The 12,927-nt window shown below is 59.8% G+C and carries 10 protein-coding genes; 7 read left to right on the forward strand and 3 right to left on the reverse strand.

Annotated elements, in window-relative coordinates; all coding sequences use genetic code 11:
- The 7 genes from nuoL (at window position 1) to FOY56_RS05320 (ending at window position 9,361) form a co-directional block, all read left to right on the forward strand.
- On the forward strand, window positions 1-2,157 hold the full coding sequence (gene nuoL / locus FOY56_RS05290; protein ID WP_146344776.1) for an NADH-quinone oxidoreductase subunit L: 2,157 nt from the start codon (window positions 1-3) through the stop codon (window positions 2,155-2,157).
- Window positions 2,157-3,698, forward strand: a complete 1,542-nt coding sequence (locus FOY56_RS05295) for an NADH-quinone oxidoreductase subunit M (protein ID WP_146344777.1) — start codon at window positions 2,157-2,159, stop codon at window positions 3,696-3,698. Before nuoL ends, FOY56_RS05295 begins: the two co-directional genes overlap by 1 nt.
- An 11-nt stretch (window positions 3,699-3,709) precedes the next feature.
- On the forward strand, window positions 3,710-5,149 hold the full coding sequence (nuoN, locus tag FOY56_RS05300; RefSeq protein ID WP_146344778.1) for an NADH-quinone oxidoreductase subunit NuoN: 1,440 nt from the start codon (window positions 3,710-3,712) through the stop codon (window positions 5,147-5,149).
- A 66-nt stretch (window positions 5,150-5,215) separates the two neighbouring features.
- Window positions 5,216-5,965: a biotin--[acetyl-CoA-carboxylase] ligase gene (locus FOY56_RS05305; RefSeq protein WP_146344779.1), complete on the forward strand. Its 750-nt coding sequence runs from the start codon at window positions 5,216-5,218 to the stop codon at window positions 5,963-5,965.
- 12 nt (window positions 5,966-5,977) lie between these two features.
- Entirely contained in the window at window positions 5,978-6,757 is a 780-nt protein-coding gene (locus tag FOY56_RS05310; RefSeq protein WP_146344780.1) for a type III pantothenate kinase, read from the forward strand.
- Window positions 6,754-8,421 carry a ribonuclease J gene (locus tag FOY56_RS05315; protein WP_146344781.1) on the forward strand — a complete coding sequence of 556 codons (1,668 nt, stop codon included), beginning with the start codon at window positions 6,754-6,756 and terminating at the stop codon, window positions 8,419-8,421. Before FOY56_RS05310 ends, FOY56_RS05315 begins: the two co-directional genes overlap by 4 nt.
- A gap of 103 nt (window positions 8,422-8,524) precedes the next feature.
- Window positions 8,525-9,361, forward strand: a complete 837-nt coding sequence (locus FOY56_RS05320) for a HalD/BesD family halogenase (protein ID WP_146344782.1) — start codon at window positions 8,525-8,527, stop codon at window positions 9,359-9,361.
- Window positions 9,362-9,407: 46 nt separating this feature from the next.
- On the opposite strand, the gene FOY56_RS05325 is transcribed toward FOY56_RS05320, so the two are convergent.
- From FOY56_RS05325 to FOY56_RS05335, 3 genes are all read right to left on the reverse strand, one after another.
- Window positions 9,408-10,883, reverse strand: coding sequence for a DEAD/DEAH box helicase (locus FOY56_RS05325; protein WP_146344783.1), 1,476 nt, complete (start codon window positions 10,881-10,883; stop codon window positions 9,408-9,410).
- A 179-nt stretch (window positions 10,884-11,062) separates the two neighbouring features.
- A complete protein-coding gene (locus tag FOY56_RS05330) occupies window positions 11,063-11,995 on the reverse strand; it encodes a glycosyltransferase family 2 protein (protein WP_146344784.1) in 933 nt (310 codons plus the stop codon).
- Window positions 11,992-12,885, reverse strand: coding sequence for a glycosyltransferase family protein (locus tag FOY56_RS05335; protein WP_186766246.1), 894 nt, complete (start codon window positions 12,883-12,885; stop codon window positions 11,992-11,994). The genes FOY56_RS05330 and FOY56_RS05335 overlap by 4 nt, the downstream gene beginning before the upstream one ends.
- Window positions 12,886-12,927: the final 42 nt, after the last annotated feature.

The raw sequence follows: 12,927 nt of genomic DNA on the forward strand, positions 1-12,927 counted from the left end.
ATGGAAACCATTATCCTCTTCGCCCCTCTGGTTGGCGCCCTGATCTGTGGGTTCGGCTGGAAATACATCGGCGAAACCGCTGCCCTTTGGGTGTCGACGGGCCTGTTGTTCCTGGCCTGCCTGCTCAGCTGGATCGTGTTCTTCTCGTTCGACGGTATCACCCAGTCGATCCCGGTTCTGCGCTTTATCGAAAGCGGCACACTGGCGACCGAATGGGCGATCCGTCTGGACCGACTGACAGCCATCATGCTGATCGTGGTGACAACCGTATCCGCCTTGGTCCACCTCTACAGCTTTGGCTACATGGACAAAGATCCGCAGTGGAAAGAGGGCGAGGTCTATAAGCCGCGCTTCTTTGCCTATCTGTCCTTCTTCACCTTCGCCATGCTGTCGCTGGTCACCTCGGACAACCTTGTTCAGATGTTCTTCGGCTGGGAAGGCGTCGGCGTTGCCTCGTACCTGCTGATCGGCTTTTACTACCGTAAACCAAGCGCCAACGCCGCAGCGATGAAAGCCTTCATCGTCAACCGTGTCGGAGACTTTGGCTTTGCCCTTGGCATCTTTGCGCTGTTCTTCCTTGTCGACAGCATCAGCTTTGATGACATCTTTGCGTCGGTGTCGACGCTGGCGGAAACCAATGTCACCTTCCTGTGGAGCGACTGGAACGCGGCCGAACTGATTGGCGTACTGTTGTTCATCGGCGCGATGGGCAAGTCGGCCCAGCTGATCCTGCACACCTGGCTGCCCGACGCGATGGAAGGCCCGACACCTGTGTCGGCCCTGATCCACGCTGCGACCATGGTCACCGCCGGTGTGTTCCTGGTCTGCCGCATGTCGCCGCTGTATGAATTCGCACCCGGAGCCGCCGCGTTCATCACCGTACTTGGTGCAACGACCGCATTCTTCGCCGCGACCGTGGGTCTGGTTCAGACCGACATCAAGCGCGTCATCGCCTATTCGACCTGTTCGCAGCTGGGCTATATGTTCGTCGCCGCAGGCGTCGGCATGTATTCGGCGGCGATGTTCCACCTGTTCACGCATGCCTTCTTCAAGGCGCTGTTGTTCCTTGGGGCCGGTTCGGTCATCCACGCGATGCATCACGAGCAGGACATGATGAACTATGGCAACCTGCGCAAAAAGATCCCCTATACCTTTGCCGCCATGATGATCGGCACGCTGGCCATCACCGGTGTCGGCATCCCGCTGACCACCATCGGCTTTGCCGGGTTCCTGTCCAAAGACGCCGTCATCGAAAGCGCCTATGCAGGCGGATCGGGTTATGGCTTCTGGCTTCTGGTCATCGCGGCGGGCATGACGTCATTCTATTCCTGGCGTCTGATCTTCCTGACCTTTTATGGCAAGGAACGTGGCGACAAGCACACGCATGAGCACGCGCACGAAAGCCCGATGACCATGCTGGTCCCACTGGGTGTCCTGTCCCTTGGCGCGGTCTTTGCCGGCATGATCTGGTATTCGAACTTCTTCGGTCACGCGGATCAGGTTGGCAAATTCTACGGCATCCCGGTGTCCGAGATGTCGGCTGATGGCGATGACGCCTCGCATGGCGCGTCCGGCGAAGACAAAGTCAGCGACAGCCATGACACCCACGCAAATGCTGAAACCAGCCACGCGGCAGGTGATGACGGCCACGGTGACGACGCAGCCCATGGCGGAGAGCATCACGCAGCCTTTATCGGCAAACCGGGCGAGGGCGCTTTGTACTTTGCCCCCGACAACCATGTTTTGGACGACGCGCACGCGGCGCCAAAATGGGTCAAGGTTTCGCCCTTCATCGCCATGCTGATCGGTCTGGGGCTGTCATACCTGTTCTACATCGTGAATCCCGAACTGCCCAAGAAGCTCGCCGAGAACCAGCGTCCGCTGTACCTGTTCTTCAAGAACAAGTGGTACTTTGACGAACTCTATGACGCGATCTTTGTGAAGCCCGCGCTGGCCCTTGGCCGCTTCCTGTGGAAACGCGGCGACGGCAATGTCATCGACGGCTTCCTGAATGGCGTCGCGATGGGGGTTGTTCCGTTCTTTACCCGCCTCGCTGGCAAGGCCCAGTCCGGATTTATCTTTACGTACGCCTTCTGGATGGTGCTGGGCATAGCTGCCCTTGTGACCTGGATGACGATCGGCGGAGGAGCGCACTAATGGACAATCTTCTTTCCATTGTCACCTTCATCCCGCTGATTGCGGCGGCGATCCTCGCCGTGTTCCTGCGCGGCGAAGATGAAGCCGCGCAGCGCAATGCCAAATGGGTGGCGATGTTCGCCACCACCGTGACCTTCCTTGTGTCGATCGGCATCTATACCGGCTTTGACCCTGCCGACACCGGCTTTCAGATGGTGGAAGAGGGCGATTGGCTGCTGGGCCTGAAATACAAGATGGGCGTTGATGGCATCAGCGTTCTGTTTGTCCTGCTGACCACCTTCATCATGCCGCTGACCATTCTGGCCAGCTGGAATGTAACCGACCGCGTCAAGGAATACATGATCGCCTTCCTGATCCTGGAAACTCTGATGCTGGGCGTGTTCATGGCGCTGGATCTCGTGCTGTTCTACCTGTTCTTCGAAGCAGGCCTGATCCCGATGTTCCTGATCATCGGCATCTGGGGCGGCGCCAACCGCATCTATGCGTCGTTCAAGTTCTTCCTCTACACCTTCCTCGGCTCGGTTCTGATGCTGGTGGCGATGGTGGCGATGTTCGCCGATGCGGGCACCACGGATATCACACAGCTGATGACGCATGAATTTGCCTCTGACAGCTTTAGTGTTCTGGGTATCCACATCGTCGGCGGGATGCAGACGCTGATGTTCATCGCCTTCTTCGCCAGCTTCGCGGTGAAGATGCCGATGTGGCCGGTGCACACCTGGTTGCCTGACGCCCACGTTCAGGCGCCGACCGCTGGTTCTGTCGTTCTGGCCGCGATCCTCTTGAAGATGGGTGGCTATGGATTCCTGCGGTTCTCGTTGCCGATGTTCCCTGTCGGGTCCGAGGTTTTGACCCCGCTGATCCTGTGGATGTCGGCCATCGCCATCGTCTACACCTCGCTGGTCGCGCTGGTGCAGGAAGATATGAAAAAGCTGATCGCCTATTCCTCGGTGGCGCATATGGGCTTTGTCACCATGGGCATCTTTGCGGCCAACCAGCAGGGTGTGGATGGCGCGATCTTCCAGATGCTCAGCCACGGTTTCATCTCGGCCGCGCTCTTCCTCTGTGTCGGCGTGATCTATGACCGGATGCACACGCGTGAGATTGACGCCTATGGCGGCCTCGTGAACCGGATGCCCGCCTATGCGCTGGTCTTCATGCTGTTCACCATGGCCAATGTCGGCCTGCCGGGCACCTCGGGCTTCGTTGGCGAATTCCTGACCCTGATGGGTATCTTCCAGGTCAACACCTGGGTGGCCGCCGTTGCCACAACCGGCGTGATCTTCAGCGCATGTTATGCGCTGTGGCTCTATCGCCGGGTGGTGTTTGGCGATCTGATCAAGGAAAGCCTGAAAACCATCTCCGACATAACCCCGCGCGAACGTCTGATTTTTGCGCCGCTGATTGTCATGACCCTGCTGTTGGGTGTTTACCCATCACTGATCACCGACATCATCGGCCCGTCCACGGCGGCACTGGTTGACAACTATGATAGCGCACTGGCCGCGGCGAAATCCGCGACCCAGGTCGCCACGCATTAAGGGAGCCGGACATGATCCAGGCTGATCTGAACATTATCCTCCCCGAGATCGTACTGTCGGTCTATGCCATGCTGGCGCTGGTCGGGGCGGTTTACACCTCCAAGGATGGCCTTGCGCCGGTCCTGACCTGGGTGACCGCTGCCCTGATGTTCGTCCTGGGCATCTGGATCGCGACCGGTTCTTCCGGAACCGAAACCGCGTTCAACGGCATGTTCATCAATGACGGGTTCGCCCGGTTCTCAAAGGTCACGATCCTGTTCTCGGCCGCTGCCATCCTGATCATGAGTCAGGAATACATGTCGCGTCGCGGCTTGCTGCGATTCGAATACCCGGTCCTGGTGGCGCTGGCCGCCGTTGGTATGATGATGATGGTCAGCTCGGGCGACCTGATCGCGCTGTACATGGGGCTGGAACTGCAGTCGCTGGCGCTCTACGTCGTTGCCGCCTTGCGCCGTGACAGTGTGAAATCGACCGAAGCCGGTCTGAAATATTTTGTCCTTGGCGCGCTGTCCTCGGGTCTGCTGCTGTATGGTGCCTCGCTGGTCTATGGCTTTGCCGGAACCACCGCCTTTGCCGGCATCATCCAGACCGCCCATCACGGAGAGCTGTCTCTGGGGCTGCTGTTCGGCCTTGTGTTCCTGATCTCGGGCCTTGCGTTCAAGGTCTCGGCCGTGCCGTTCCACATGTGGACCCCGGATGTCTACGAAGGTTCGCCCACACCGGTCACCGCGTTCTTTGCCACCGCGCCGAAAATGGCTGCCATGGCGCTGTTCGCCCGTGTCATGCATGACGCCTTTGGAAATGCCGTTGCCGACTGGCAGCAGGTCATCGCCCTGCTGGCGCTGCTCAGCATGTTCCTTGGCGCCTTTGCCGCCATCGGCCAGCGCGACATCAAACGCCTGATGGCCTATTCATCGATTGCCCACATGGGCTATGCGCTGATGGGTCTGGCGGCGGGCACGGTTCTGGGGGTGCAGGCGCTGCTGGTCTACATGGCGATCTATGTCACCATGAATGTCGGCACCTTTGCCTTTATCCTGATGATGGAAAAAGACGGACAGCCCGTCACGGATATCACCGCGCTGAACATGTATTCCAAGCGCGAACCGGGCAAGGCGCTGGCCCTGCTGATCCTGATGTTCAGCCTTGCGGGTGTCCCGCCGATGCTGGGCTTCTTTGGCAAGCTATACGTGCTGCGCGCCGCCTACGAGGCTGGCCTTGCATGGCTGGCCGTTGCCGGTGTGATCGCCTCGGTGATCGGTGCGTTCTATTACCTGCGTATCGTCTACTACATGTACTTCGGTGAAGAAGGCGACGCGCTGGACGAAAACAGCTCACCCGTGCTCTGGGGCTTCCTGATGGCCTCGGCTGCCGTGATGGTTCTGGGGGTCATCAATATGTTCGGTATCGAAGGCGCAGCCGCTGCTGCTGCTGTCACGCTTGTCAACTGATCCCACCCAACCCACGAAAAGCCGCCGGATCACTCCGGCGGCTTTTTCCGTTTCAGGACCCTGCACATGACAGACTGGCCCGCAGGTTACGGCCTGCACATCCTCGACACCGTCGACAGCACGTTGAACGAGGCTGCGCGCATTGCGCCCACCCTGACCGGACCGGTCTGGATCATGGCGCATATGCAAACCGCGGCCCGTGGCCGACGTGGCCGTGCATGGAAAAACCCAAAGGGCAATCTGGCCGCCACGCTGGTCCTGCGCCCGCAGGACGGCCCCGAGCGTGCCGCGTTGCGCAGCTTTGTCGCGGCACTGGCCCTGTTTGACGCTTGTGTGGCTGTGACCGGACGCACCGAAGGTCTGTCGCTGAAATGGCCCAACGACGTGTTGCTGAACGGCGGTAAGCTGGCTGGCATCCTGCTGGAAAGCGCCGGGCAGGGGCCCAACCTCAGCTACCTGTCCATCGGGATCGGCGTGAACCTTGCCGAGGCTCCGGGCCAAAACGACGTCGAAGACCGCGCTTTGCGCCCGGTGTCCTTGTTGTCCGAGACCGGCGTCACCATATCTGCCGAGGATTTCCTGACCGAACTCGCCGCCGCCTTTGCACGGTACGAGACGCAGTTTTCCACCTATGGTTTTGATCCCATCCGCACCGCATGGCTTGACCGGGCTGCGCGTCTGGGGCAGGTGATCACCGCCCGTACCGCAACGTCCGAGACCTCTGGCACCTTCGAGACGGTGGACGCCAGTGGCAACCTTGTCCTACACACCGCCAAGGGCCGCGTCAGCATTCCGGCGGCTGAGGTCTTTTTCTAAGAGGGGGCGCAGATGCTTCTGGCCATCGACTGCGGCAACACCAACACCGTGTTCTCGATCTGGGACGGAGAGAAATTTCTCTGCACCCTGCGCACATCGACCCACCATGCCCGTACAGCGGACGCCTATTTCACGTGGTTCACCACGCTGATCAAACATTACGAGATTCAGGCCGACATCACCGATGTCATCATCTCGTCCACCGTGCCGCGTGTGGTGTTCAACCTGCGCGTTTTTGCCGACCGTTTCTTCAATTGCCGCCCGCTGGTCGTGGGCAAACCCGAATGCGCGCTGCCGCATCAGCCGCGCGTTGATGAAGGCACGCAAGTCGGCCCCGACCGGCTGGTAAATACCGCTGGAGCGTTTGATCGCCACGGAGGCGACCTGATCGTGGTCGATTTCGGCACCGCGACCACCTTCGATGTGGTGGATTTTGACGGCTCTTACATCGGCGGCGTCATTGCGCCGGGCGTGAACCTGTCGCTCGAAGCGTTGCACATGGCCGCCGCCGCGCTGCCACATGTCGACATTTCGAAACCTCAAAAGGTGATCGGCACCAACACCGTCACCTGCATGCAATCCGGCGTGTTCTGGGGCTATGTCGGGCTGGTCAAGGAAATCTGCAGCCGCATTCAAGGCGAACGCGAGCGCCCGATGCGCATCGTGTCGACTGGCGGACTGGCCCCTCTCTTTCAACAGACCGAAGACCTGTTTGATGTCTTCGAAGATGATTTGACGATGCACGGGCTGACCGTGATTCATCGCTATAACAAGGAAAATGGAATCGCATGAGCGGTGAAAGACTAATCTACCTGCCATTGGGCGGCGCCGGTGAAATCGGCATGAACGCCTATGTCTATGGCTATGGCAAACCCGGGAAAGAGCGCCTGATCCTTGTCGATCTGGGCGTCGCATTCCCTGACATGGACAGCACCCCGGGCGTCGACCTGATTTTTGCCGACATGACCTGGCTGAAAGAGCGCGTTGACCGGCTTGAGGCTGTGTTTATCACCCACGCCCACGAAGATCACATCGGTGGCATCGCGCAGTTCTACGATGACTTGCGCGTGCCGGTCTATGCCCGCGCCTTCACCGCCAATCTGGCCCGCCGCAAGATGGTGGAAAAAGGCCAGCCCGAACAGGCGGTGCACACCGTTTCGCCCTGGCCCGAAACGGTTCAGGCGGGCCCTTTCAGCGTCGGTTTCCTTCCAATGTCGCATTCGATCCCCGAAAGCGCCGCCCTGATCATCGACAGCCCGGTGGGCCGCGTGATCCACTCAGGCGACTTCAAGCTTGATCCACAGCCCATCGTCGGCGAACCCTTCGATCCGGTCCTGTGGCATGAGGTCAGCAAGGACGGCGTCAAAGCCTTCGTGTGTGATTCCACAAACGTGTTCTCGCCCGACCCCGGCCGCAGCGAATCCGAAATCGGCCCGGCAATCGAACATCTGGTCGGCGAAGCCACCGGCATGGTTGTCGCGACCACCTTCGCCAGCAACGTCGCACGGCTCAAGACACTGGCCGAGGCCGGTCAGCGGGCAGGGCGCTCTATCGTGCTGCTGGGCCGCGCAATGCAGCGGATGGTCGAAGCGTCGGTTGAAACCGGCGTCCTGACGGATTTCCCTACCGTCACCAGCCCCGAAAATGCGCTGGAAATGCCGCGCGACAACATCATGCTTCTGGTCACCGGCAGCCAGGGCGAACGCCGCGCCGCCAGCGCCCAGCTGGCCCGTGGCAAGTATCGTGGCATCACGCTGAAAGAGGGCGACCTGTTCCTGTTCTCGTCCAAGACCATTCCGGGCAATGAACGCGGCGTGATCAACATCATGAACCAGCTCAGCGAAATCGGCGTTGATATCGTTGATGATTCCACCGGTCGGTATCACGTTTCCGGTCACGCCAACCGCCCCGATCTGCAAAAGATGCATTCCATCGTGCAGCCGCAGATGGTGATTCCGATGCATGGCGAACACCGTCACCTGCGCGAACATGCCAAGCTGGCTGATGAGGCCGGGTTTCAATCGGCAGTCGCGGTCAACGGCACCATGCTGGACCTGTCCGGCAATACACCGAAGGTCGCGGAATATGTCGAAACCGGGCGGACCTATCTGGACGGCTCGATCAAGATCGGCGCGCTGGACGGCATCGTGCGCGACCGGATCCGCATGGCGTTGAACGGTCATGTCGTCGTCAACGTCATTCTGGACGAAGACGATGAACCGCTGGGCGAGGCCTGGTGCGAGATCATGGGCCTGCCGCACACTGGCCGCTCCAACGCGTCGCTCGTCGATGTGATGGAAGAGGATTTGACCCAGTTCCTGGGCCGCGCCGATGCCAAAACCCGCGCCAATGACGACAAGCTGGAAGAGGCGCTGAAACGCATCGCCCGCAAGGTTGGTCACGACGAGATCGGCAAAAAGCCAGAAGTCACGGTGATCGTCAGCCGGATGAGCTGACCTGGCGCGCCAATAACGCGACACGGGGGCGTCGAAAACACGACAGATCGGCCCCCCTGCATGGTGTTCGCTTGACCTGACAGCATCAGGAAAGGGCGACACCATGACCGGAATTGATTTCGACCGCTATCCAATCGCCGGTGACAGCGCCGCGCGCGACGCCATTTTGGCGCAGGTCCGGGCCGATCTGTCCCGACAGGGGTGCGCTGTTCTCAAAGGCTTCCTGACGCCTCAGGGCGTCGCTGCCGCAGTTGCCGAGGCCGACGCGGTCGCAGACAAAGGCCACCGCAGCTTTTCGCGCACCAACGCCTATTTCACCGCCGAAGATCCCAGCTTGCCCGAGGCCGATCCAAGGCGGATGTTCTTTGATCGCTCGAACGCCTTTGTCGCGGCCGACAATTTCGCCCCGAACGGACCGTTGCGCCGTGTGTTCGACAGCGACGGCTTCGATGACTTCATCCGCGACTGCCTGCAGGAACCTGAAGACAAGTTCTTCCGCTACGCCGACCCTTTGGCCGACGTCATCGTGAATGCCGCGCAAGAGGGCAACGGCTTTCCCTGGCATTTTGACACCAACAATTTCACGGTGACCCTCGCGCTGCAAAACGCTGATAGCGGAGGCGAGTTCGAATATGTCCCGATGATCCGCGATTCGCAGAACGAGCAATTCGACGACGTTGCAAGCGTGCTGAACGGCACCTCAGACCGGGTAGTGTCCCTGACGCTGGAACCGGGCGACCTGCAACTGTTCAAGGGGCGGTATGCGCTGCATCGCGTCGCGCCGCTGGCCGGGCCAACGCCGCGCTATGTGGCGATCTTTTCCTATGTCGAAGCCCCCGGCATGGTCGGAAGCGTCGAACGCACACGTCAGTTATATGGCCGAACCCTGCCAATCCATCATGAACGGGCAGGGCACCGCGCCGACGCTTTGATCGACTGAGGCACGGTCGCAAAAGAATTTTCGTCGAAAATTCTTGGCCCGCGTGTCAGCTGGCGTAGCGGTCTTCAAAACTCAGCGCGATGAAGCTGGGCATATGATCGCCCATGCCAACCACCTTGCCGCCACGTGCGTTGCGATCCGAATAGGATTTGCTGGATTTGCTTTTTGACGCGCTGCTGCTGGAAGAGGACGAGGTGCTTTTTGACGACGTGCTGCGTGATGACGTGGTCTTGGGCTCTGCAGCCTTCGGTTCAGCGTCTTTCGATGCGCTGCTTGTCGAGCGGCTCGAAGATTTCGACGACGACGATTTGGACGACGTTGTCGAACTGCTCTTGCTGCTTGTGCTCTTCGTCGCAGGTTTGGCCGCTTCGGACTTCAGCGGGTTTTCCAGACGCGGGATCTCGTTCTGAACCAGCCGTTCGACGGCTTCGAGATATTTTTCATCGCGCGGCGTGCAGATGGTGATCGCCTTGCCTTCACGTCCGGCGCGGCCGGTCCGGCCAATGCGGTGCACGTAATCTTCGGCGTGCGACGGTACGTCGAAGTTGATCACATGGCTCACGCTGGGCACGTCCAGACCACGGGCCGCGACATCAGACGCCACCAGGATCCGCAGCTTGCCTTCACGGAAGCCGTCCAACGTGCGGGTCCGCTGGCTCTGGTCCAGATCGCCATGGATCGGTTCGGCGTTATAGCCGTATTTCTTCAGCGATTTCGCGCAGACATCCACATCCGTCTTACGGTTGCAGAATACGATCGCGTTGGTCAGCTTGTCGCCTTCCGCGTCGATAAGGGCACGCAGAACATTGCGCTTTTCGCTGCCTTCGCGGTCCTTGCGCGATGGCTTGAACTGTACGATGGCCTGTTTGATGGTTTCGCTGGTCGTTGCCTGACGGGCCACTTCGATCCGTGCCGGGGCACTCAGGAAGGTATCGGTGATACGCTCGATCTCGGGCGCCATGGTGGCCGAGAAGAACAGCGTCTGACGGGTGAAGGGCGTCAGCGAAAAAATGCGCTCGATGTCGGGGATGAACCCCATGTCCAGCATACGGTCGGCTTCATCCACCACCATGATCTGAACACCGGTCAACAACAGTTTGCCGCGCTCAAAATGGTCCAGCAAACGGCCCGGAGTCGCAATCAGAACGTCGACGCCCCGATCGATCAGCGCGTCCTGCTCTTTAAAGCTGACCCCACCGATCAACAGCGCCTTGGTCAGTTTGACATGTTTGGCGTAGGTGTCGAAATTCTCGGCAACCTGCGCGGCCAATTCACGGGTCGGGCACAGCACCAGGCTGCGCGGCATCCGCGCACGGGCGCGGCCACGGGCCAGCATCGTGATCATCGGCAGCGTAAAGCTGGCCGTTTTTCCGGTGCCGGTCTGGGCGATCCCCAAAACGTCGCGACCTTCCAGGGCAGGTGGGATGGCACCTGCCTGAATAGGGGTTGGGGTTTCATATCCGGCCTCTTCGATGGCCTGCATTACTTTCGGGTTCAGATTTAGATCAGAGAACTTTGTCATGGGTATCCGCAGTTTGCGGACACTGTCTGGGCCCGCACGTATGATGAGCCAGACCCTGTTGGTCTTGCGCCCTTGCGCATCACGGCTCGTGCGGCGACATAACAAAAAGCAGGGCGTTGGTCAAATGAACTCGCGGGGTTTGGCCGATTGGATCCGATTGTTCAAAAAATCGAAACAATTCAGGTACAATCGGGGAACTGCGCTGCCAAAACATGGCTCAATTGCAGGTCGCAGTGCCGCAGCAATCCCTCGCGCGACAAAGCTTCGCGCAGTCGTGGGGTATCGGCGCATAATTCGTCATGAAATGCACGAATCCCGGCCTCGCCATCTTCGGCTTCGATCATGCTCAGCAATTCATGCATCGAAAGCCCGCCCTTGTCGCGCGGGCGGGACGGCGCCAGTTCGGCGCGATACGACCCTTTGAGCAGCCGATACCGATAGGCGGCAAACCACTGGTCCCACGACGTTGCATGGCAATGGCACAGCGCAACATCGCTCAGTTCGACCTGGCCGGGGTTCATGTCGTCGCCGCGAAACGCGTTGTGAATCTTGATCGTCACCGCGCCAAGCCCGGTTCGCACGAACAGCTTTCCGGCGACATGGCTCAGAAACCCGCCTTTTACATAGGGCCCAAAAGTCGGGTACAGCCGCTCCACAATCCGGTCGCGGTCGGGTCCGGAGGGGATGAAAGCCTTGAAGTACCCATCAGTCCCGGCCAAGGCCTCCATCGGGCGAACCCGGGCGCACAGTGCGCTGTCGGGCAGGGCCTCCAGATGATCACCGACACGGGTATCGGGCCACAAAAACTCATCCACATCGATGTGGATCAGCCAGTCGACCTCGGCCTTGCGCGTATAGGCATGGGTCGCGTTTGCGGTCTGGCGCAGCTGATGCTTGCCGGGGCGGTTGCGGCCCAGCTTGCGCCAATAGGCGTCGTCACACACGGTCACCCGGATCTTGGGGTGCGCGTTCAGCGCCGCCTCGGCGTCGGCCGATGGTTCATCCAGATAGATGTACAAACGGTGCGCGCCCTGTTCGATATGATAACCGGCGAATTCAAGGATCTCCCGCGCCGGGGCCCTAATTGTTGCCACAAGGCCCCAACGTGTCATGCGTCCTCCGGCATTGGTCCGAACCAGCGCGTCACTTTCTCATCCAGATCCAGCGTCGCTGTCAGCAGCATATCATGCGCGGCCAGCCGGTCCAGCAAGTGTGGCGTGGCCAGGTTGATCTGATCATAGAACCGGCGCAGGCCAGCGCGGCCTTCGGTGTCGCGGATAACTTTTACAATGTCCTCAACCTTCATGGAATCATTCGGTTTTCTTCGATACGATCCCTTTGTCATCCGAAACTCAAGATGCCGCTCAAACGCCTCGAACGACGGCGCATGCGCATGTCCGACATGAACATCCGCCAAATCAAGACCACCGCCCAGCACCTGACCACCCTGTTTCAGTGCGTGAATTCCGAAATGGAGGTCACTCACCCCCGTGCGCGCAACGATCTTGCCGCCGACATACCCCAGAAAACCCTCGGTAAGATAAGCACCGAACTCAGGGTAAATATCCACCAACGCCGCTTTCCCGTCATCCCAATCCGGGCGCGGCAGTTTGAAATGCGCAGGCCCCCGAAAGGCATCGCTTTGCGCCAGTAACTCGGCCGGACGCATCCGGGCGTGGGTCACATTCTGGGGCACAGCGCCCAGTGCATGTACCAAAGGGCGGGAAGAGAGCAAAAACTCGTCCACATCAATATGGGCCAACCAGTCTAGCGCGCACTCGCGATAGCACCGCGACGCATTGTATGCCTGCCGTCTTTGATGCGTGGACCGCTTCGCATCTGGCACGCCCCGCCAGTACGCAGCGTTGCACTGCGTGATGTAAACCTTTGGATACGCTTCGAAAAACGCGTCCACTGCGTCTGAGGGTTCATCCAGAAAGATATGAACTTCCGCCGCGCCCAGATCCAGATGATAGGCGGCAAACCGGGCAATGTCGCGCAATGGGGCGCGGATTGTCGAAACCGTGCCCCAGCGCGCTGTATC

Origin of the sequence: Falsiphaeobacter marinintestinus, assembly GCF_007923355.1 — a bacterium.
Lineage (GTDB): Bacteria > Pseudomonadota > Alphaproteobacteria > Rhodobacterales > Rhodobacteraceae > Phaeobacter_A > Phaeobacter_A marinintestinus.

Coding starts and splice junctions, on each gene's coding strand:
- FOY56_RS05320 (WP_146344782.1), top strand. CDS start 8,525: ATGACCGGAATTGATTTCGACCGCTATCCAATCGCCGGTGACAGCGCC.
- FOY56_RS05315 (WP_146344781.1), top strand. CDS start 6,754: ATGAGCGGTGAAAGACTAATCTACCTGCCATTGGGCGGCGCCGGTGAA.
- FOY56_RS05305 (WP_146344779.1), top strand. CDS start 5,216: ATGACAGACTGGCCCGCAGGTTACGGCCTGCACATCCTCGACACCGTC.
- FOY56_RS05325 (WP_146344783.1), bottom strand. CDS start 10,883: ATGACAAAGTTCTCTGATCTAAATCTGAACCCGAAAGTAATGCAGGCC.
- FOY56_RS05330 (WP_146344784.1), bottom strand. CDS start 11,995: ATGACACGTTGGGGCCTTGTGGCAACAATTAGGGCCCCGGCGCGGGAG.
- nuoN (WP_146344778.1), top strand. CDS start 3,710: ATGATCCAGGCTGATCTGAACATTATCCTCCCCGAGATCGTACTGTCG.
- nuoL (WP_146344776.1), top strand. CDS start 1: ATGGAAACCATTATCCTCTTCGCCCCTCTGGTTGGCGCCCTGATCTGT.
- FOY56_RS05310 (WP_146344780.1), top strand. CDS start 5,978: ATGCTTCTGGCCATCGACTGCGGCAACACCAACACCGTGTTCTCGATC.
- FOY56_RS05295 (WP_146344777.1), top strand. CDS start 2,157: ATGGACAATCTTCTTTCCATTGTCACCTTCATCCCGCTGATTGCGGCG.